The sequence below is a fragment of the Gilliamella apicola genome (assembly GCF_003202915.1).
Lineage (GTDB): Bacteria > Pseudomonadota > Gammaproteobacteria > Enterobacterales > Orbaceae > Gilliamella > Gilliamella apicola_Q.
Genome location: NZ_QGLP01000005.1, coordinates 474,720 through 492,492, shown reverse-complemented (window position 1 = coordinate 492,492; position 17,773 = coordinate 474,720). Strand labels below are relative to the sequence as shown.

Sequence of the window (17,773 nt, the reverse complement as noted above, 5' to 3'; positions counted from 1 at the left end):
TTCACCTCACATTAAAATCTAAATCTAACTGGCATGAGAATAGCTCACATGATTCAGAGCATGAGCCTGTGTCGTAACCGCCGCCACCACGTATTGTTGCTAAAATATCATCTCTAGAATGGTTTTGATACATAGCCATTATTGAAACCAGCGAGTTATTACCACGGTACATTATTTTGTTGGCTTGTTGTCCGCGTTCGACAACTCGAATATTCGGGTCTTCGATTAGATTAATAAAATCCTCTGCCATTTTAGGTTCATCTCGTGTAGCCAACGCGATTTTGTTAACACCTTTCTTAATGCAAAAAACGCAATTACCTAAATGCTCGGGTATCTCTAAATCAAATGGCTGACTTTTCCACCAGTTGATAATGTCCTGTTTATCAAAATCGGAAATATCCGCTAAATATTTATAACCCTCTTTCGGTTTTAACCGTCTCGGCTCGTCAGCACGAATACCTAGCCATGTTTGATAATTATTTTTACCATATTTATCATTAAAATATCTTGTAAATGGCTCTAGTTTCATTGTTCGAGTGCAAAACGCGCCGCCTAAATATGGCAACCCATATTTATAACAAACATCACGAAACGGTTGTAGGTCCTGCGTTAGCTCATCTAACGTTATTTCGCGATAGAAATTTGCATGTCCGAGTTCTGGGTTTACAACAACTCGCAAACACGTTAATTTTATCCCCCAGTGTTTAACTATGTTTTTGATAAACTCATAGGTTTTGGGGTGTTCAGCTCCTGTGTCCATGAATATAAAATCTGTATCAGGATGCAACCTCATTAGTTGATAAACCATATATGCAGACGAACGACCGCCGCTGAAACTGGCAATATTTTTCATATAAATCTCGATATTGATTAGGTTAGGGCGGGTTAGCCATTGTCCCGCACGGCTTTTGTTTTAACTAATTTAACACCCTCAACGTCAATCACGTATTTAGACTCACCATCACACAGTCTTACTGCACAATATTCTGTTGGTTCAGAACGTAACACTTTAGATTTTATGTAGAGATGATTCATATAGATAAATGAATCACCGCAATTTAATTCGCCAAACGCTATTGTTATATCGTACACGCTACTATCAATATTCATCGTTGCTTTCCTTATTATTTAGATAATAAAAAACCGCTACAAGAGCGGATATATTTAATTAAGCGCATGATTTAAAAAGGTATATCGTCCTCTAGTGGTTCTTCTTGAGCTTGCCCTTGCTCCTGTGTTTGTGGCTTAGTTTGAGTATCAAGCTTTTTTGTTGGCTGAATTTGATTTACTCGCAAGCAAGGTTTTAGATGTGTCACGCCGTCCTTAGTCCATTCTTCGACATAAAACTCACCACTAACTGCAAGCAAATCACCTTTTTTGATGCTTGGAGCATACGCTTCGGCTACTTTTCCCCAGAGCACACACTTAATCCACGATGTTTTTTGATTATCACCGAATCCTTGTTTTACTGGTAAATTAAATTCACCAACTGCCGTACCTTGTTGTAAGTAACGCAATTCAGCATTTGCACCCACATTACCTGTTACTGTCATTGTATTAATAGACATTATATTGTCTCCTTAAATTCAATCTCTTTAACATCAAGCCCTTGTTCATCATATGGCTCGCTACTTTTTAGATATTCAAACGGATCATCTTCAATCTTTTTACGCGCCTCTTCCTGATTATCTGCCTCAACTTCAAATTGATATGTGATTTCTACTAAATGCACAAACGTGCCTGTAAATTTAGCCATTTTCTAGCTCCTGTTTCTTGATGAATTCTTTTAAATACTTGAGAACACAATCATTGCAAATGATTGCGTCTGGCGACCACTCGTACGAAAAAATTATTTTCAGGCTTAATTTAATTGATGAATCTAAACTGTGGACGTTCAAAATATTTAAAATGTCTGAGGGAGCTTTGTTTGATTTTTTGTGACACACATCACATTGATATGTGATGTCGGTATGAGTGTGTATTGTCATTTCCGTACTCCAATTTTTAATTTATATAGGTTGTCACTCTGTCGCCGTCGGCGTGACTACAGACGAAATTGGTTATTTTTGTGCATCAATTTTGCGTTTAATTTCCTCTCTGTGCACAGACACATTTTTAGGTGCATCAATACCAATTCTGACTTGATTACCTTTCACGCCTAGAACAGTAATAACAATATCCTCACCAATAATTATTGATTCGCCCACTCTCCTAGTTAAAATTAACATTTGATCTCCTTATAATTCTGTTTATTAAGTTAATAAAAAACCGCCTATTTGGCGGTTATTGATTTTTAAACGGGTCGGGTTTGCTAATTAGCCTCAATCTTTTTAATCCGATCGTCCAGTTCCTGTAAAAATTTAATAACTTCCGTCTCAATTTCTTTTGTTAGTACATCATCATGATAAATTCGCACACATTTGAAACTTAAATTTTCAGGTAGACGATCATCATAGCTAACAAAATCACACCATTTTCGTCCTGTACAAATCATTTGCCATTGCATTTGTAATAGGTATTCACGTTTCGGCGTTAGAGATTGCATAAATTCTAAATGCGTCCATGTGTTAGGGCATTTAATTTCAATCAGACCGTCATCATTTACTAGCCCGTCTGGGCTAGCGCCTGCATTTTCGATTGTAGGATGAGGTACAAAACCCACCTCAGTTACTGTTACATCAAATTGATTTAGGATATATATTTCTCTGGCGACAGGTTCTAATTCCGTGCCTCGTTGCATTGCGGCATTAGAATAGGTTTCAGTTGGTGACTGGGTTAATCGTTCGCAGATTAATTGTGCCATGTAATTTTGGCGTGAGGCAGAATACCCGCTTTTAGTTTTTGCCATTACATCGCTTATTTTACTTGCAGTAACTTTGCCTAATCTTGCTGTAAACCACGCATCTGTACGTTGCTCAATTTCGTTAGAATGGGTTGTTGTCATCCTGTTTTACCTCTTTAAATTCTGCATCGACTGGACATAAGCTTTTAATTCTTTCTTTTTCATCGTTACCAATGATTTTTCTGTCGTGTTGATTGAGTGACATCCAAAATTCACCGAAAACCTCAAGCCCTTTCTGTGCGGCTTCTTCACACTGTTTTATCAATTTAGGTCTTCTGTCATCTGATTGTTTGCCTGTATTAACCTCTGTTGCTGAACCCTCAATGATTCTTTCGGCTTCATCTTGATCATAAATACCAGCAAAACCAAACGCTAACCTTGCACACTGAATCATTGTTTTATGGCGCAACATCCTTTTAGGGTGAGTTTTCCATGGCTGAGCACTATCTCTTTTGCATTCGGACATCCACTCAGTTACTGAAATAGGGTGTTTTCTATCTTTTCGATAGATTTTACATGTGCATTTTTCATCATCTTGATCGAACTCCATTCCGTCAAATTGTGGATTCTGATTAATTATTCGTGCCCAGCCATCAACACCAACAATTGGTACAATTCCATTCCGTGAATCAGGAAATGCATAGATTTCTTTTGTCCATGGATTTAATGAATATTGGTTAGCAACAATTAAAAGTGCAGTTAATTGATCATCGTTAGCATTACTTTTAAATGCCGTGTTCTTTAGTACATCAAGAAGCCCTTCAGGACTTCCTAACTCTAATTTTTTTGATAATGTGAGAGTTAATTCACTTAATTTATTTCCACTCATTTCTATATTCCTAATATTTAATAAAAACGTTTTTGACCTTACCGTCATCTATCATATTTACGATTTTTATTGCGGTATCTTTATCAATGCTATTTTCAAGTAAACATTTGAATGCTGAATATTTAACTTGCCTTTTATGTTCCACATCCGCAATCCGTCTAGCTTCTTCTTCCTGTGCTCGTTGAATTTCAGCCAGTCTTTCACGTTCTTTCCGCGCGGTTTCTTCGCGTTCACGCTGTAGAGCGAGTTCAGCCTCGCGGGCGCGGTTGTCCGCATCGAGTCGAGCTTTTTCAGCGGCTTCCTCAGCAATCCGCGCCTCTCTATCTCGCTGTTCTTTTTCTGCTCTTAGTCGCGACAGTTCTTCTTGTTCGGCTCTGCGTTGAGCCTCAATTTTCGCCTCCTCCTCCGCTTTAATTCGAGCCTGTTCGGCTTCATACTCGACTACTGGTCGTCTTATTTCGTCATACAATTCACCCAGTGAATCCCTGATTTTTTTTCGTGTAGCGTCAATTTTGCTCGGCTTGGCTTTTAATATAGAGACGATATCTTTGCCAGCGTTATCTATCTCCTTAATGTTTTTATTCAATTCCGCGGCTAAATCCTTAATAGCTTTTCGCCCAGCAGGTGTTTTGCCATCTGCTCCCTCGAATGTCAGTGAGGAATAGTATTTTGCTACTTCGTCAATCAGTGCTTGCGCCTCGTTATTTTCGTTTAAAAAAAATGCTTCACGGTCAGCATAACCTACTGGAATCATGCTTTTTATTTCGATAATATTTGTAGTCATTTCCATAAATCCTATATTTCTCAATATATATCAGTCTATTTCACAAAAAATCGTTATTAACTAGACGCCACATCTAACATCCAGCTAAACAATATAAATAAACTACCAAACAATAAAATTAGGGCAGAAAAAAGGGCGTACGCCTTGTCGCCCTTAGTTAATTTCTTGTGTCGGTTTGTAACGTTTGTACAACCGACATAATCAGTCGGTAATGTTTTCATGCATGCACCTCATTCCTTTTTATTGCATCAAAGAACCAGTTGGTGATGTTTTCATATCCATTTTTTCCACAATATGGTTGTAAGGAGCATGAAATACCCTACCTGCTGTTCTACAGCCAATTTCTAATAAATCTAATGCTTTAGGTATGAAATCAGTTGCTTTAACGCTCGTACGCCATTTTATCCCTGCATCGTCACATGCGCACAATAGTGTATAAGTTTCTGAATATGCATAACATTCAACATACCAATTGCCTTGCTTTAATCGCTCTATAACTTGTTCATTAGTCATTGTTTTGCTCCTTTAACCATTCAGGTCGCTCACCTTTACCACAATAAAAATCAATAATATCTAGTAGGCGAGGGTAAAATTTAAGAGAATTTTTACCGTCCATATCGAAAATGTCGCGTTTGCTAAATTGACGCCATTCATTAACTGAATGACACTGACAACCCGCTCTGACACAATAACCACATATTGAAATAAAATATTTTTCACCGAATATTATGAATGTTGAGTTAGGTAGGATAGTCCGAGCAAGGTTTGCACCTCTCAGATTAGCACCACTCAGGTCTGCATTTCTCAGGTATGCACCGCTTAGGTCTGTAGCTATCAGGTATGCATCCCTCAGGTCTGCACTACTCAGGTTTGCATTTCTCAGGTATGCCTGATTTCCTTCCTCACCGCCAGACGATAGCCAAATTTTATGCTGTTCCAATATTTTATCCATTGTCTATTCCTCATATTCTGTAAAAAAGCTCTTAACTAAGGGCTTTTTTACATCTTTCATCTGCTAATTCTTCAATCAGTTCAAATGTTTTAGTAAGTAATTTTTTTTCTTGTAATGAAAACGAATAATCATACATACAATAAATCCCATCCTCTCCATTTCCGAAAATAAATGACGCACTAGCGTTATAGTCACCTTTCTGAACATGGATGTGCATTACGTCGAGGTCATGATATAAATCTAATATATCGTTTAATGAACTCACAGAATTAAATAGCTCACCGTCGTAAATTTTGAATGAAAAACCTTGCTCTTTTAATTCGCAATAAAATGAGTTCAATATCTTTTCTTCGTTACACTTTGTTATTTCTAATCTGTTCATAATTTATTCCTCAATCCTGGGTGTGATTTTTTGAATATTCATGCTGTTTTATCAGCCAAATTAAAAGTTATAAATATTCTTGTTTCCATTCTGTGTAATTCATTGTTTTAGTCCTGTAAAAAAGCCCTCACAAAGAGGGCAAAGGATGTTAGAAATAAATAGCGCTTTTACGGCACGCGCCAAGCCGTGATTGATTTAGAATTAAATTTAGATATATTATTCTTTTAGCAAAAACTATTGCGCTATCTAGAACGCTCATGAAATCTGGTCGAATACTAATTTCTGCCTTTAATGAGTTTTTTAAATCCTTGAATTGTGTAGCACCCAGTTTAATTTTGATTGATGATATTAATTCAGAAAAATAATCTATGATGTAATCGTCATCATTTGATTGAATATTTTTAACAGCATCAGAGATTAATTTGTTAGTTAAATCATTAGCTTCTTTAATTTTTTTATCCATTTGAATAATTCCTCAAAAAAGCCCTCATAAAGAGGGCAAAGCGGATGTAGTAGTTGCTGTCTTTCCAGCTGTCAGTAATTTCAAACTCAAGCCCACTATTCAAATGGGCTTTGATTTGAATACTAATTAGCAATCTATTTACTAAAGAACTTGATGGCTAGTCGGTCTCTCTCGAGGCTAGGAGTGATTAAGTCGCTCACCCGATGCGTACAGCTGTGATTGCTATCAAACAAATTTAATTTTTAAAGGTTGATTTGTTTTGATGTGATTATTACAACATAAGTTGTTATTAATGGCAACACCTAAAGTTGTTAAAATGACATAAAAGTTGTTGATAGTTACAACTAAAGTTTTTATTTGTTTGATATAATTAGATTTTATAATTATTTGATTGATTATTTATTGTTCAAAAAGAGGAGGTTGATTATGGGATAAAAAAGCTGCTTTTAATAGCAGCTAGGATCAAATAGGATCAAATAGGATTGAATTTAGATTATATTTTGATAAATATTCTTGCATATAGAAAAATTTTTAAATAATGAACTTAGGATTTTACCTTGATAATAAGTCTCTATTTGTTCATCTAATTCATTTAAACTATCATTAAAAGCGTTTTCGATTTTATTTTCATCTATCATAAAGTTACTGGATTTAGCTAATTCGTTAATATTCAATTTACTAAAAGTTAATAAAGCTAACATTCTGTTACCATGCACAAGAATGCCATAATTTCTTCCACTTTTAGACTCTAATAACTTAATATTTTTCTTGATTAGTTTTTCCACAGCTCTTAGGCACATAACTGAGTTGAATATAAACTTACCAGTAGTTTCTTGATTAAATATTGATTTATAAATTGGTTTGTTCAAGTTTTCGTAAAATTTACCAATTTCTCTTTTTGCTTGAACCGCTAATGATGATTGTTTTGAAACACATGCCAGTGCTGTAGTTGCTTCTATTAAATCAAAAGATGATTCAGTGGGTTTAAATAATTCTGAACGCACAATGCAATATTCGATACCATCAATAGCAAGTTCGGTTCTTAATCGTATTTGTTGATCATCTAACGAAACGAAATCTCTATTTTCAATTCTATTTTGTCTATTATTATTTTTGGTGACATAGGATCCAAAATTTGGTTCGGTATTTTCAAGCGAGATAATTTTTATTGGAACTCTTACTTTTATCAATTTTTCTTTTTTGGATTCACTAGTACCACCAATTGAACTTACTGTTTGAGCGCCATTAACAACGCTTACATTACTTAATTGAAAAGAACCAATATCTTTAGCGTTACCGCCCGCCATAGATTTTTTTACTTTATCAGCAATTAATGTTATACCATTGTTGTAATACCAAAATTTATCTGGATGATTCTCAATAGTATTTTTGATTTCATCGTTAACATCAGTTGAGCCTAACATTTGTCTTATATTTTTAGAAAAAAGTTTATTCCCGTGTAATTTATACCATTCATATACTTCATCCCCAGATACAATTCCAAAAAAAGCCAAATAAGGATCCTCTATTTTTCCCCATTGGGATAACCCAACTTCTAATTTTATTGGTTCACCTTCGACGCCTTTAGCTAAGCTAGTATGAATTCGTGCCTGGTTTAATTGATGAAAAATTACAATATCATCACTTGAACCATCTCCAGCGTCATTTAGCTCCAATACTAAATCATCCATTATTCTTTGATTATGTTCACTAAGAAGTTTGTTACCTGTATGTACTAGAACTATATCAAATTTTGTATCAAAGGCAGTTAATGCTGCTTCAACCATATTACGCATTTTTTCAACTTTGGAATTAAATCTATCAAAGCTTAAACTTACTAAATCACTTACACCATCTTTAAATTTTCGGATATCTCCATTATCTGGTTCTCCAGTTCCTCTTATCGACCATTTAGATTGAACTAAAATCATTCTTTTTGTCGCAGGGGAGTAATAAATTGCATCAATACCATTATCATTTGCTCCATCTATTACTGAACTGGCTGCTTCGATTTCAGAAGATCCTCCTATACAAAAAACTGCATATGCTGCTAAGCATCTTGAAAGTTTTTTTAATTCATACTGAGAATCGGTTTTATTTAGGTCTGATGTATCGATTAAATCCCCAAAAAGCTCTTTAACTTTCGTTGCGATTTGATTTACATGAATGATACTCATTTCTTCAATCCTATTATTTGATTAATATCCAATATGTTAACTAAAATAAACCTTAAATTTCGTGTACATCCAAATACCTAGCTGATTTAACAATAGCCGAAACAAACATTATTTTGTCAACTTGGTTTTCATCAAGAGTAATCGGTGGATGATCTTGATTTATACTGGTAAACCTATATACACAATCTCTATGAAATTCTAATTTTTTTATCATATTACGCCCATCTTTAGTACGTACTAAAACTTCATCCCCCGAACAAGGAACTATATTCGGTTCAATAACAACAAATTCACCAGAATTAATACGAGGGAACATTGAATCACCTTTTACTTTTAATGCGAAAGCATGAGGGTCATCACTATGAAATTTTAAGCGTCCATTGAAGTCCTCATCCATCTGAAAGGCTCCATCTGTACCCATTATAGCTTCTCCTTTTACTATTATTGTTCCTTCTTTTATGTTCCCTATATACTCAATTTCATTTTTGGGCTGATTATTTTCCATTTCACCATCTCCACTGACCAACCAGTTCAGATTGATTTTCAAATAATCAGCAATTTCATATAGTTTTCTATTGCTTGAGGTTTTTCCGTTCATTAATTTCCAAATTGTTGTCTGAGAAACTCCAACGCCCTCACCTAAAGCAGCTTGAGAAATACCTTTTATTCTCATAGCTAAAGTTAATCTGTCTGCAAGGCTCATAATAAATCTCCGCCATTGTTGATTAAAACAAAATACAACCTAAGTTTTTAAAAGTAAAACACCATAAGTTGTTGACTGGTGTTTTGCCAAATGTTAAAGTTTAACAACTTATGGTGTTAAAGAGAGGTTTCAATTGGAAAACACAGCAATAAAAAAAGCCATTTCAATTGTTGGAAGCCAAGCCAAATTAGCGAAAGCGTGCGGAAAAACACAAACAAGCGTCTGGAAATGGGCTAATAACAAATCAGATGTTAGCCCTGAGATTGTCCCGCTAATTGTAGAAGCAACAAATGGTGTTGTTAAAGCTTATGAAATTAGACCTGATTTACCATTACTTTTCCCTCACGAGTAATTATTAGGTCTTAACTATACATAACAACTTTTTTAAAAGTAACCCAAACCAGAGGGTATGAAATATGGGTAACAAGAAAAAACTAATAAATGACCTATTGAATAGCATAGACGGAGGCGTCGAGGTAGCCGCTAGCTATCTAGGTTTATCAATATCAGCATTTAATGATCGACGTTACGAAAACAAAGGTACTAGATTTTTCAGCGGTGATGAACTGCTGGCTTTGCAAAATTTAAGTAAAACCGCGCTAGTTGCTGAGTTTTATGCCGAACAGGCTGGTTGTCTAGTTGTAACCAAAATGAAAGCGGAGCAGCTCGAAAATTTCGACCTATACATGATGAGTCTGGAGGCTGCCAAAGCAAATGGTGCTGTAGCAACAGCAATTCATGAGGCTATAGCAAACGATGGCGTTATCGATGAAAAAGAGGCTGAGGATATTAGGCATAAAACAGATATTGCCAACAAGATTAATAGAACGCTCACCGAAAACACAATTAATTTGCATAAGAAGCAATGAAAATGAATATGAATATGAAAACAAACAAAACACTGAGTCAATGCGAGAGGATATTAATGCATTTGCAGAGTGGTAAAACGATTAATCCGTTACAGGCGTTGAAATTATACGGCTGTTTTAGATTTGGTGCGCGTATTTACGACCTGAAACAGGCTGGTTTTGATATTGATAGCCGTTTAGTCCATGAGAATGGTGTTCAGTACGCTGAATATTCGATGAGAGGTGAGTAATGAGCCAGTTTATAGCTAATTCTTTTCAGGTTCCTAATGCTGTCGTTGATGAGTTAATGGCGAAAATGTCAGCCAATGCATTGCGATGTTATCTCCTAATAACTCGTAAAACTACTGGCTGGGGTAAAAATAGCGACAAAATCAGCGCGTCACAGTTTATGGATTATTTAGGAATCAAGGACAGACGAACTATTTACACGGCGCTAACTGAATTAGCTAATTTAGGGTTAATTAATGCCATTAAAAATAATGGTGGAATAACTGAATATTCACTGGTTTTAGAACCGTCCGAACCAGTAGCAAAAAATGTAGGTACAAAAAATGCTACCAGTGACAAAAAATGCATTGAACCAGAGACAAAAAATGTACCTGCCACCAGTAACAAAAAATGTCACTCTACAAAAGACACTATAAAAAACAATATTACAAAAAAAGGGGACAATGATTTTGACCCTATGACTGTTAAACCAAAAAACGTGAGTATTGACGTTTGGAAAAACTGGATTGATTACAGAAATTCGTTAGGTAAAAAACTGCAACCACAATCGTGGGTAAAACAATCTCAAATGCTGGAAGCGCAGGCAAATCCTGAATTGATAATTAACCAATCGATTATGAATGGTTGGCAGGGTCTGTTTCCTCTCAAGAATAACACTGCTGTTAGCAACTCAAGTGATACGTCATGGATAAACAACCTTGATGGAGAAATGTTCTGATGAAAAATATTGCCGAATTAGTCCCGCAAATTAACATCGTTAATGCCGTTGACAAGCCAAAAAAACAACAGCAGAAAGAACAGGTTGCGGAGGTTGTAAATAAATTATTTAGTCAACTTAGAGCCGCATGCCCAGCGATGTTCCACACTCTAAATCATAACGACGAGAATGCAATTAAACGGCAATGGATAATTGGTTTTATTGAAAATGGCATCAATCCAGCAATGATCAATGCAGGTATGCGTATAGCCAGACAACAAAGTAATCCATTTATGCCATCGGTAGGGCAATTTATCGGATGGTGTGAAAAAGGGTTAACAGAGCAATACGGGCTACCAACCGCTGAATGCTTGACTAAAGCCGTTATTGAATTCGGTAAATACAAAGGGTTTGATGATTTTTGCGATTACGATTACGGCAGTGATGCTAATTATTGGCTGATAAACGACCTCCACCGAATAATGCAAGATGAAAATTTAGGGATAGAAAAATTACAGTTAAGAGCGGAAAAAATGATTGCCGAAATGGCCAAAAAAATAATGAAAGGTTATGTCATTCCAACACCGAACAAGGCTTTACCTAAAAAAGTTGAAGAAAGACCGCTATCTAATGAGATACAGTTATCCAAGCTTGAAGAGATAAAACAAAAATTTGGTTTTGGTCATGTCACGTCGAGTTAATCACTGCTTGCTCGGTGAGCATCACATGCTAGACAAAATCGCATATGACTATGTGACAGAAATCAGAAAATGTGGCGCAAATGTAGCAAAAGTTAAATATTAGTTAGCAGAACGAGCAAAGAAATTTACTGATGAAGAAAGAGAAAAATTGAGAGGGTTAATACAAAAATGGCTAGAAAATATCAAATAAGTGCAGAAGTAAAAAAAGGGTTTCAGGAGTGGGGAACTGTTCTATTAAATCGTGATTCAAGAATGACTGAACGCGAGTTAATAAAACAAATGGCTACAGTGAAGGGGGTCTTCGGTAATTCTAAAATCGATGTACAAGTCCGCAATTTTAAGTGTGTGAGGGTTTAGTATGAGTTATGAAATGAATGTTATAAATCCAAAACATTATCAGTTATTTGAGGACGTGCAGGCAGTCGAAATTGTCGCGCGCATACTGACGGTTGAGCAATATAAGGGTTGGTGTCTAGGTAGTATTTTAGGATATCGCCTACGTGCGGGTAAAAAAGATGACGCGTTGCAGGATATAGCGAAGGCAAATCAATTCGAAATACTGTTTAAAAAATATCGCCACTTATGCTGGGATTATAAAGATGGAATGTTTGATGAGTGATCAAATAATAACTTTAGTCATTATAGCTTTTGCGGCTTACGGTTTCTTTATTTTCTCATATCAGCTTTGGCGTTGCGCACTAGGTTTGTTTTGTAAAAAAAGAAAGTTATCAGGTGAAAACAATGGATGATCTTTGTCTACACGAAACCAATATTAAATCGATTTTTAACACGTTATTGGAATTAGCTAAAAGCGGAAAACGATACAGACTGATTATAAAAATTTGGAAAGATAAGCGCACTATCGATCAGAACTCATTATCACATATGTGGTATGACGATTTAGCAAAACAGGCTAACGCCAGAACGAAAACAAATAACTACACTACAGAAAGCGTCAAACTTGATTTAAAAGAAATGTTTTTAGGCTATGAAGATGTCGAGCACACAAACCTATTAACAGGTGAAAAAACAGTAACTCAACAACTACGAAAAACATCAAAACTTGATATAGGGGAAATGCACTTTTATTTGCAACAAATTGAAGTTTGGGCTAGTCAGAACGGGTTTAGATTGAGAATACCAAGTGACAGCGAATATCAAAAATTAAAAATGCAACAGGTGGCATGATGGAAATTAGATTAACAGATAAACAGTTTGAGCAATTACAGACAAATTTGATTCAAGACGCGTTAAAAACGATGAGTAATGTTCCTAAATTTATTGATATTAAATCGGAATTTATAGCTATACATAAAACTAATGTGAATGCAAATCAAATATCAATACCGATAGATAAAATAACATCACTGATTAATTTTGAGCGTGAAAATGGATTTGTTACAGACATACATTTTCTGGGTGACCCAGTATTCAACATCGTTTCAGTTAATTTAACCATTGATGAAATAAAAAAAATGATAAGAGAAGCATAAGGTTAGCAAAATGAACGAGTTAGAACAATTAAAAACAATAGATGAACGAATTGCAGAGGCTGAGAGTTTATTAAAATTTTTACACGAACAGCGCAGAGAAATAATTAATCGAAATAATTTAAATAAAAAAAATGAGGCGCAGAATGCCGAGAAAACACAAAACACTGCCGACTGGATTTAAATGTCCTGAATGTGATGGCAAATGTGTCTACAACGTAGATTTAGGTTTATTTGTTTGTGCTAGACCGTTGATTACAGCCGATGGTCAGATAAAAGGCTCTTGCGGTAAATTCTATCTTGATAAAACGAAGTACAAACAATGAAAAAAGAAGCGCAGAAAACAATAAAACAGAAAAAGTGTAGAGTGTGCGGTGAGAAGTTCTTGCCGTTCAATTCACTGGCTTTTGCCTGTTCATTCGAATGTGCAATTAAATATGGTACAGAGAATCACAAACAGGAACGGATACAAAGAGCAATATTTAAAATAAAGAAAGAAAGGATTAAAACACGCTCAGAACATTTAAAAGATGCACAAACTGCATTTAATGCGTTTATTCGAGAACGAGATAAAAACGAGCCGTGCATCAGTTGTGGGCGTCATCATCAGGGACAGTACCACGCAGGGCATTATCGGAGTGTTGGCGCGTGTCCTGAACTGCGTTTTTGTGAGTTAAATGTACATAAACAATGCTCGGCGTGCAATAACCACAAGTCAGGCAACATAGTTGAGTATAGAATCAATTTAGTGAAAAAAATCGGTGTAGAGGATGTCGAATGGTTGGAGGGGAAACATGAGCCGAAAAAATACACTATTGAGCAAATAAAAGCAATTCAGACTGAGTATAAAAATAAATTACGAGAATTAAAACGAGGTGCATAGTGAGAGAAACTAAAGACATTCTGACAGCGTGGAAGAACACACGTATTTTGAAAAGAATAGGAACTGAGTATCCATCGAAATCTGCAGGAATTGAAGGTGCGCCTAGGGATTTTGATTACCGTCAGTATTTAACCGAAGAAGAAGCGCAAATTGTTGATAATGCGGTGTTAACCCTTAAAGCTGATAATTATTACCAGTGGATTGTATTAACTGCGTACTATTTGCGTGATGTTTCGTGTAATGCTCAAGCTAAAGCTGTAGGCAAAAGACCTCACGATATTATTAATTTATTAAACCAAGCCGAGATGTTTATAAGAGGCAATATTTACGATTTTTTCAAAAAAGCAGCATAAAGTTCAAAAAAGCGTTATTAAAATGCTGGACTTTGCGCAAATGCGCATATATAATTGGTATAAGATGCGGTTTAAAGCGCATAAATTACAAGTCCACTGAAATAGTTGGGCTTTTTGCTATCCATATGTGAATAATTTTATGAGAACACGAGCATATAGACGACATCAAGTTAAGCGATGTCTAGATAATAGAAAGCACGATTTTTATTCTGGTGATTCTAGAAAATCGCTAAAAAGGCATGTAACAACACCAACAGCTTGCTCTTGTTGGATGTGTGGTAACCCAAGAAAACATCTTAATGAAATTACTCTACAAGAACAACGTGCAATACTGAATTACAAAGAAAGCCTCTTATGAGGCTTTTTTATTGTCTTTAAAGAACTTAATAGCTTCTACTACAAGCTTGGCTTCTGACATATTAAAGTCTATAGCGGTTTGTTTAATCATTGCTATATCATCTACATTTAATTTAAAACCTTTATTTTTTATACCACGTTTTTCATTACTACGTTGGTTTATCTCAGCTCTTGTTAGTGCCATATAATCACCTTGATTTTTAAATAAACAGTTGTTATATTTAAGGTCATCGGAGAGGTTTCCCTCTCCTTTGAACTACTTTAGAATGCTGGCGAGCTTATCAAAAGTAGCAGAATTAAAATGAGTATTTTAGATTTCATTTTACTTCTCCTTAAGCCTCCGTCCTAGGTCGGGGGTTTACCTTATCAACTCCCTGTTGATGTTTATCATTGTAGGGAATCCTACTATAAAAGTCAATCTTTTTATCCAAAAATTTAAATATATTTGGTTGTTAATGAAATGGAATTCTTAAAAAAATTTATTCTTCTATCTTTTTGTTTAATCTCTACACCAGCATTCGCGGCTCAGCAAAATTTCAATAATGCAAAAAATCATTTAGTTAAAATCTACACAGCAAATCCGGAGCAAACTACTTTTTATTGCGGGTGTGAGTTTTCATTTGACGGTAAAAAAGGCTCGGTAGATTTCAGCAAATGCGGCTATACACCGAGGAAAAATGAGCAAAGAGCATCTAGAATTGAGTGGGAGCATGTCATGCCCGCCGAAAACTTTGGTAGACACTTGCAATGTTGGCGTGATGGCGGTCGCAATGAGTGTAAAAAAGATGCGAAATTCAATGCAATGGAAGGTGACCTGCACAATTTGCAACCAGCAATTGGAGAAGTAAATGGCGACCGCTCTAATTATCGCTACTCACAATTTACAAAAGAATTTACTCAGTACGGGCAATGTCAATCAGCTGTCGATTTTAAAGAGCGAAAATTTCAACCTCGTGACGAAATTCGAGGCATGATTGCACGCGCATATTTTTATATGCGTGATAAATATAATATCAATTTATCAGATTCTGAAAGTAAGTTGATGACAGCGTGGAATGAGATGTACCCGCCCGAAGGCTGGGAATGTGATAGAAATCGACAAATAGAACGAATTCAGGGTAATGACAACAAGTTTATTACCGAAAAGTGCATGAATTAAATTTTAATCATTAGTATTGTGACATTTATCAGATTTAAAAAACTATGAAAATTATTTGTAAAATATATAATATATATAAATATGCATATATATTTTAGGATTCTTGAATGTCAATAAAACCTAATGAAAAAGGGTATGTAACACTTTATAACGTTATAGACAGTGGATTTGTTCCATTTGGATCTGACCCATTATCACCTAGTTTTGAAACAATCAATTTAAATGATATTTTAGATAAATTATATGATTGGTTAAAAGATTCAGAAAGAGATTTTCAAAACACATCCCCTTTAGATAAAACAGACGGTCGTTTGGACTCGATAACATATTGTAAAAGCTTATATAAATGCCCAGAAACAAAAGATTTATTTTTTGTCTTATGGAAGTCTGTAACTGACGGTAATGGTAATATCCAAGGTGTTAAACCTGATTCTAGCGTTAATGATGAAACTAATAATACAATTTTGTTAAATGAGAAGGATGCGGACAAAAAATTAATATGGGGTTTGCCTTCATATTATTGGTATATATCTGAATTAAATGTTTTTGCAACAATAAAATTTCCTCATTCTTGTACAGATAAATCACTTTTTGAGCGATATATAAGAGATTTTGTTTTGTTCCGAATGACGTCATTACCTGGTAGAAAAGAATTTTTGTACGACAGAGAGAGCATAAATAAACGTGATTATAAGTATTATCAGGTCACTTTTGGTGATGACTTAGGTCGATTTCGTTTTAAAATAGAGTCAAAGCAGTTAATTAAACAATCAGGTAAAGATTATTTTTCTCAATTGATAGGAAATAAGTATAACTATGTGGTTATTAGAGATAGGATTAGCGCTATAGACTCTAACAATGAACAATGCTGGTTTAATTCTCTTGTAAATCCACTAAAGAAAAAAAAACCAAATATTAAAACTAAAGATATTGAAGTTATCATGCCATCAGATCTAGAAAGCGTTACGCTTGAAGATATTTATGAGTACTATGATGCAAGAAATATGGGAACTTCTGAGTGGAGTAATATAGGGTTTAGGGAGAAAAGAGAATCTGCAACTAAATGGTGTGAAGAGTTTATAGCAAGAGATTTTATTAGTTGCGATTTAGGGGATAAGGCTACGGATAATCATTTATCTGCTTTAAAACTCTGTGCAATAATTAATTCAAATCGAACAATGTTACTCCACAATGTACTTGAATCAAAAAATAAGCAACTTGAAGAAATAGCTTTTGAGAAAAAAAACAAGCAAAAAACTAAGGCATCATAAAAATATTTTAAATTTGATGAGATAACAATATGAAAAAGTTACATTGGCTTCTGATAAAACTACTACTAGCACTAGCAATATCGCTAGTAGTAGGGTATATTTTTTCTGAATATACAACTTTTTCAAAACTAGATAATATTATATCAGCGCTTCAAAATACTTCAGCAATGGTGTTTGCGATTTCAGGGATATGGTTAGCGTATTTATATCCAGAGGCTATCGCAGGGCTTGTTAAGGGTGAAAATGTAAACTTAGAAAATGACCGAGCGAAAGCTAGAAAGATAGAATCTATTGTAGGAATAGTTATTGTATCTGCAGTGGTGATGATAGGTATAATTGTTTTCTATATTGCAAGCGCTTTTTTGATAAATACTAATTTATACATTAATAATAAAGCACTTTTTAAAATAATTTCAGTTACATATATCAATTTTTTAGCAATAAATCAAATTTATTGTGTTTATTTAGTAATTAAAAGAAGTGTAAGCTTCATTAATCATTTATATAAACAAATAAGTGACAAAAAAACAGAAAAACTTTTATGAGTAATTTTTATTAACATTAAATTAACCCAGTATTTATTACTGGGTTTTTTATTGTCTTTTTTATCAAATCCTCAGTTCTGAGGCTTCT

Annotated in this window: 30 protein-coding genes; 15 read left to right on the top strand and 15 right to left on the bottom strand. The window is 34.8% G+C overall.

What is annotated here, in order from left to right; all coding sequences use genetic code 11:
* Position 1: 1 nt before the first annotated feature.
* From DKK79_RS08490 to DKK79_RS08425, 14 genes are all read right to left on the bottom strand, one after another.
* Positions 2-853 carry a phosphoadenosine phosphosulfate reductase domain-containing protein gene (locus DKK79_RS08490; RefSeq protein ID WP_110423701.1) on the bottom strand — a complete coding sequence of 284 codons (852 nt, stop codon included), beginning with the start codon at positions 851-853 and terminating at the stop codon, positions 2-4.
* 32 nt (positions 854-885) lie between these two features.
* The gene (locus DKK79_RS08485; protein ID WP_146212010.1) at positions 886-1,092 is read right to left on the bottom strand and encodes a hypothetical protein; all 207 of its coding nucleotides are present in this window, start codon (positions 1,090-1,092) and stop codon (positions 886-888) included.
* An 89-nt stretch (positions 1,093-1,181) separates the two neighbouring features.
* The gene (locus tag DKK79_RS08480; protein WP_110423699.1) at positions 1,182-1,568 is read right to left on the bottom strand and encodes a single-stranded DNA-binding protein; all 387 of its coding nucleotides are present in this window, start codon (positions 1,566-1,568) and stop codon (positions 1,182-1,184) included.
* Positions 1,568-1,756 (bottom strand): hypothetical protein, encoded by a 189-nt coding sequence (locus DKK79_RS08475; protein WP_110423698.1) that lies wholly within the window; start codon positions 1,754-1,756, stop codon positions 1,568-1,570. Before DKK79_RS08475 ends, DKK79_RS08480 begins: the two co-directional genes overlap by 1 nt.
* A 304-nt stretch (positions 1,757-2,060) precedes the next feature.
* Positions 2,061-2,228 (bottom strand): carbon storage regulator CsrA, encoded by a 168-nt coding sequence (csrA, locus tag DKK79_RS08470; protein WP_110423697.1) that lies wholly within the window; start codon positions 2,226-2,228, stop codon positions 2,061-2,063.
* An 83-nt stretch (positions 2,229-2,311) separates the two neighbouring features.
* A complete protein-coding gene (locus DKK79_RS08465; protein WP_110423696.1) occupies positions 2,312-2,944 on the bottom strand; it encodes a lambda exonuclease family protein in 633 nt (210 codons plus the stop codon).
* Positions 2,925-3,671: a phage recombination protein Bet gene (bet, locus tag DKK79_RS14780; RefSeq protein WP_110423695.1), complete on the bottom strand. Its 747-nt coding sequence runs from the start codon at positions 3,669-3,671 to the stop codon at positions 2,925-2,927. Before bet ends, DKK79_RS08465 begins: the two co-directional genes overlap by 20 nt.
* 10 nt (positions 3,672-3,681) lie before the next feature.
* The gene (locus tag DKK79_RS08455) at positions 3,682-4,455 is read right to left on the bottom strand and encodes a hypothetical protein (RefSeq protein WP_146212009.1); all 774 of its coding nucleotides are present in this window, start codon (positions 4,453-4,455) and stop codon (positions 3,682-3,684) included.
* 240 nt (positions 4,456-4,695) lie between these two features.
* A complete protein-coding gene (locus DKK79_RS08450; protein WP_110423693.1) occupies positions 4,696-4,968 on the bottom strand; it encodes a hypothetical protein in 273 nt (90 codons plus the stop codon).
* The gene (locus tag DKK79_RS08445) at positions 4,961-5,407 is read right to left on the bottom strand and encodes a pentapeptide repeat-containing protein (protein WP_110423692.1); all 447 of its coding nucleotides are present in this window, start codon (positions 5,405-5,407) and stop codon (positions 4,961-4,963) included. Before DKK79_RS08445 ends, DKK79_RS08450 begins: the two co-directional genes overlap by 8 nt.
* Before the next feature lie 31 nt (positions 5,408-5,438).
* Positions 5,439-5,789 (bottom strand): hypothetical protein, encoded by a 351-nt coding sequence (locus tag DKK79_RS08440; protein ID WP_110423691.1) that lies wholly within the window; start codon positions 5,787-5,789, stop codon positions 5,439-5,441.
* 148 nt (positions 5,790-5,937) lie between these two features.
* Positions 5,938-6,252, bottom strand: coding sequence for a hypothetical protein (locus DKK79_RS08435; protein ID WP_110423690.1), 315 nt, complete (start codon positions 6,250-6,252; stop codon positions 5,938-5,940).
* A gap of 488 nt (positions 6,253-6,740) precedes the next feature.
* Positions 6,741-8,429, bottom strand: coding sequence for an AIPR family protein (locus DKK79_RS08430; RefSeq protein ID WP_110423689.1), 1,689 nt, complete (start codon positions 8,427-8,429; stop codon positions 6,741-6,743).
* A 52-nt stretch (positions 8,430-8,481) separates the two neighbouring features.
* Positions 8,482-9,132: an XRE family transcriptional regulator gene (locus DKK79_RS08425; protein WP_110423688.1), complete on the bottom strand. Its 651-nt coding sequence runs from the start codon at positions 9,130-9,132 to the stop codon at positions 8,482-8,484.
* Between the two features lie 133 nt (positions 9,133-9,265).
* Between DKK79_RS08425 and DKK79_RS08420 the strand changes: the two genes are divergently transcribed.
* The 12 genes from DKK79_RS08420 to DKK79_RS08370 all read left to right on the top strand — a co-directional run bounded on the left by DKK79_RS08420 (position 9,266) and on the right by DKK79_RS08370 (position 14,353).
* Positions 9,266-9,484, top strand: a complete 219-nt coding sequence (locus DKK79_RS08420) for a transcriptional regulator (RefSeq protein WP_086365919.1) — start codon at positions 9,266-9,268, stop codon at positions 9,482-9,484.
* A 64-nt stretch (positions 9,485-9,548) separates the two neighbouring features.
* Positions 9,549-10,001: a YmfL family putative regulatory protein gene (locus DKK79_RS08415; protein ID WP_110423687.1), complete on the top strand. Its 453-nt coding sequence runs from the start codon at positions 9,549-9,551 to the stop codon at positions 9,999-10,001.
* Positions 9,998-10,231 carry a helix-turn-helix domain-containing protein gene (locus DKK79_RS08410; RefSeq protein WP_110423686.1) on the top strand — a complete coding sequence of 78 codons (234 nt, stop codon included), beginning with the start codon at positions 9,998-10,000 and terminating at the stop codon, positions 10,229-10,231. The genes DKK79_RS08415 and DKK79_RS08410 overlap by 4 nt, the downstream gene beginning before the upstream one ends.
* A complete protein-coding gene (locus DKK79_RS08405) occupies positions 10,231-10,947 on the top strand; it encodes a replication protein (RefSeq protein WP_110423685.1) in 717 nt (238 codons plus the stop codon). Before DKK79_RS08410 ends, DKK79_RS08405 begins: the two co-directional genes overlap by 1 nt.
* Positions 10,947-11,627, top strand: a complete 681-nt coding sequence (locus DKK79_RS08400) for a replication protein P (protein WP_110423684.1) — start codon at positions 10,947-10,949, stop codon at positions 11,625-11,627. Before DKK79_RS08405 ends, DKK79_RS08400 begins: the two co-directional genes overlap by 1 nt.
* Positions 11,628-11,985: 358 nt before the next feature.
* Entirely contained in the window at positions 11,986-12,246 is a 261-nt protein-coding gene (locus DKK79_RS08390; protein ID WP_110423682.1) for a DUF3310 domain-containing protein, read from the top strand.
* A 122-nt stretch (positions 12,247-12,368) separates the two neighbouring features.
* On the top strand, positions 12,369-12,815 hold the full coding sequence (locus DKK79_RS08385; RefSeq protein WP_110423681.1) for a recombination protein NinB: 447 nt from the start codon (positions 12,369-12,371) through the stop codon (positions 12,813-12,815).
* Complete coding sequence (locus DKK79_RS08380; protein WP_110423680.1) at positions 12,815-13,120, top strand: hypothetical protein; 306 nt, start codon at positions 12,815-12,817, stop codon at positions 13,118-13,120. The genes DKK79_RS08385 and DKK79_RS08380 overlap by 1 nt, the downstream gene beginning before the upstream one ends.
* A gap of 10 nt (positions 13,121-13,130) precedes the next feature.
* Positions 13,131-13,301: a hypothetical protein gene (locus DKK79_RS14505; protein WP_181415278.1), complete on the top strand. Its 171-nt coding sequence runs from the start codon at positions 13,131-13,133 to the stop codon at positions 13,299-13,301.
* On the top strand, positions 13,264-13,443 hold the full coding sequence (locus DKK79_RS14500; RefSeq protein ID WP_181415277.1) for a hypothetical protein: 180 nt from the start codon (positions 13,264-13,266) through the stop codon (positions 13,441-13,443). The genes DKK79_RS14505 and DKK79_RS14500 overlap by 38 nt, the downstream gene beginning before the upstream one ends.
* Positions 13,440-14,000: a recombination protein NinG gene (locus tag DKK79_RS08375; RefSeq protein ID WP_110423679.1), complete on the top strand. Its 561-nt coding sequence runs from the start codon at positions 13,440-13,442 to the stop codon at positions 13,998-14,000. Before DKK79_RS14500 ends, DKK79_RS08375 begins: the two co-directional genes overlap by 4 nt.
* A complete protein-coding gene (locus tag DKK79_RS08370) occupies positions 14,000-14,353 on the top strand; it encodes an antiterminator Q family protein (protein ID WP_110423678.1) in 354 nt (117 codons plus the stop codon). Before DKK79_RS08375 ends, DKK79_RS08370 begins: the two co-directional genes overlap by 1 nt.
* A 352-nt stretch (positions 14,354-14,705) precedes the next feature.
* Here DKK79_RS08370 and DKK79_RS08360 read toward each other — a convergent pair whose 3' ends face one another.
* The gene (locus DKK79_RS08360) at positions 14,706-14,894 is read right to left on the bottom strand and encodes a hypothetical protein (RefSeq protein ID WP_065602100.1); all 189 of its coding nucleotides are present in this window, start codon (positions 14,892-14,894) and stop codon (positions 14,706-14,708) included.
* A 276-nt stretch (positions 14,895-15,170) separates the two neighbouring features.
* Between DKK79_RS08360 and DKK79_RS08355 the strand changes: the two genes are divergently transcribed.
* The 3 genes from DKK79_RS08355 to DKK79_RS08345 all read left to right on the top strand — a co-directional run bounded on the left by DKK79_RS08355 (position 15,171) and on the right by DKK79_RS08345 (position 17,685).
* Positions 15,171-15,869, top strand: coding sequence for an endonuclease (locus DKK79_RS08355; RefSeq protein WP_110423676.1), 699 nt, complete (start codon positions 15,171-15,173; stop codon positions 15,867-15,869).
* A gap of 107 nt (positions 15,870-15,976) precedes the next feature.
* The gene (locus tag DKK79_RS08350) at positions 15,977-17,140 is read left to right on the top strand and encodes a hypothetical protein (RefSeq protein ID WP_086360141.1); all 1,164 of its coding nucleotides are present in this window, start codon (positions 15,977-15,979) and stop codon (positions 17,138-17,140) included.
* A gap of 29 nt (positions 17,141-17,169) precedes the next feature.
* Positions 17,170-17,685 (top strand): hypothetical protein, encoded by a 516-nt coding sequence (locus DKK79_RS08345; protein ID WP_110423675.1) that lies wholly within the window; start codon positions 17,170-17,172, stop codon positions 17,683-17,685.
* Positions 17,686-17,773 lie beyond the last annotated feature (88 nt).

What these genes read in the sequence shown, in the direction of transcription:
- DKK79_RS08490 (WP_110423701.1), bottom strand. Translation starts at nt 853, where the DNA reads ATGAAAAATATTGCCAGTTTCAGCGGCGGTCGTTCGTCTGCATATATG.
- DKK79_RS08480 (WP_110423699.1), bottom strand. Translation starts at nt 1,568, where the DNA reads ATGTCTATTAATACAATGACAGTAACAGGTAATGTGGGTGCAAATGCT.
- DKK79_RS08475 (WP_110423698.1), bottom strand. Translation starts at nt 1,756, where the DNA reads ATGGCTAAATTTACAGGCACGTTTGTGCATTTAGTAGAAATCACATAT.
- csrA (WP_110423697.1), bottom strand. Translation starts at nt 2,228, where the DNA reads ATGTTAATTTTAACTAGGAGAGTGGGCGAATCAATAATTATTGGTGAG.
- DKK79_RS08465 (WP_110423696.1), bottom strand. Translation starts at nt 2,944, where the DNA reads ATGACAACAACCCATTCTAACGAAATTGAGCAACGTACAGATGCGTGG.
- bet (WP_110423695.1), bottom strand. Translation starts at nt 3,671, where the DNA reads ATGAGTGGAAATAAATTAAGTGAATTAACTCTCACATTATCAAAAAAA.
- DKK79_RS08455 (WP_146212009.1), bottom strand. Translation starts at nt 4,455, where the DNA reads ATGACTACAAATATTATCGAAATAAAAAGCATGATTCCAGTAGGTTAT.
- DKK79_RS08450 (WP_110423693.1), bottom strand. Translation starts at nt 4,968, where the DNA reads ATGACTAATGAACAAGTTATAGAGCGATTAAAGCAAGGCAATTGGTAT.
- DKK79_RS08445 (WP_110423692.1), bottom strand. Translation starts at nt 5,407, where the DNA reads ATGGATAAAATATTGGAACAGCATAAAATTTGGCTATCGTCTGGCGGT.
- DKK79_RS08440 (WP_110423691.1), bottom strand. Translation starts at nt 5,789, where the DNA reads ATGAACAGATTAGAAATAACAAAGTGTAACGAAGAAAAGATATTGAAC.
- DKK79_RS08435 (WP_110423690.1), bottom strand. Translation starts at nt 6,252, where the DNA reads ATGGATAAAAAAATTAAAGAAGCTAATGATTTAACTAACAAATTAATC.
- DKK79_RS08430 (WP_110423689.1), bottom strand. Translation starts at nt 8,429, where the DNA reads ATGAGTATCATTCATGTAAATCAAATCGCAACGAAAGTTAAAGAGCTT.
- DKK79_RS08425 (WP_110423688.1), bottom strand. Translation starts at nt 9,132, where the DNA reads ATGAGCCTTGCAGACAGATTAACTTTAGCTATGAGAATAAAAGGTATT.
- DKK79_RS08415 (WP_110423687.1), top strand. Translation starts at nt 9,549, where the DNA reads ATGGGTAACAAGAAAAAACTAATAAATGACCTATTGAATAGCATAGAC.
- DKK79_RS08410 (WP_110423686.1), top strand. Translation starts at nt 9,998, where the DNA reads ATGAAAATGAATATGAATATGAAAACAAACAAAACACTGAGTCAATGC.
- DKK79_RS08405 (WP_110423685.1), top strand. Translation starts at nt 10,231, where the DNA reads ATGAGCCAGTTTATAGCTAATTCTTTTCAGGTTCCTAATGCTGTCGTT.
- DKK79_RS08400 (WP_110423684.1), top strand. Translation starts at nt 10,947, where the DNA reads ATGAAAAATATTGCCGAATTAGTCCCGCAAATTAACATCGTTAATGCC.
- DKK79_RS08390 (WP_110423682.1), top strand. Translation starts at nt 11,986, where the DNA reads ATGAGTTATGAAATGAATGTTATAAATCCAAAACATTATCAGTTATTT.
- DKK79_RS08385 (WP_110423681.1), top strand. Translation starts at nt 12,369, where the DNA reads ATGGATGATCTTTGTCTACACGAAACCAATATTAAATCGATTTTTAAC.
- DKK79_RS08380 (WP_110423680.1), top strand. Translation starts at nt 12,815, where the DNA reads ATGGAAATTAGATTAACAGATAAACAGTTTGAGCAATTACAGACAAAT.
- DKK79_RS14505 (WP_181415278.1), top strand. Translation starts at nt 13,131, where the DNA reads ATGAACGAGTTAGAACAATTAAAAACAATAGATGAACGAATTGCAGAG.
- DKK79_RS14500 (WP_181415277.1), top strand. Translation starts at nt 13,264, where the DNA reads ATGCCGAGAAAACACAAAACACTGCCGACTGGATTTAAATGTCCTGAA.
- DKK79_RS08375 (WP_110423679.1), top strand. Translation starts at nt 13,440, where the DNA reads ATGAAAAAAGAAGCGCAGAAAACAATAAAACAGAAAAAGTGTAGAGTG.
- DKK79_RS08360 (WP_065602100.1), bottom strand. Translation starts at nt 14,894, where the DNA reads ATGGCACTAACAAGAGCTGAGATAAACCAACGTAGTAATGAAAAACGT.
- DKK79_RS08355 (WP_110423676.1), top strand. Translation starts at nt 15,171, where the DNA reads ATGGAATTCTTAAAAAAATTTATTCTTCTATCTTTTTGTTTAATCTCT.
- DKK79_RS08350 (WP_086360141.1), top strand. Translation starts at nt 15,977, where the DNA reads ATGTCAATAAAACCTAATGAAAAAGGGTATGTAACACTTTATAACGTT.
- DKK79_RS08345 (WP_110423675.1), top strand. Translation starts at nt 17,170, where the DNA reads ATGAAAAAGTTACATTGGCTTCTGATAAAACTACTACTAGCACTAGCA.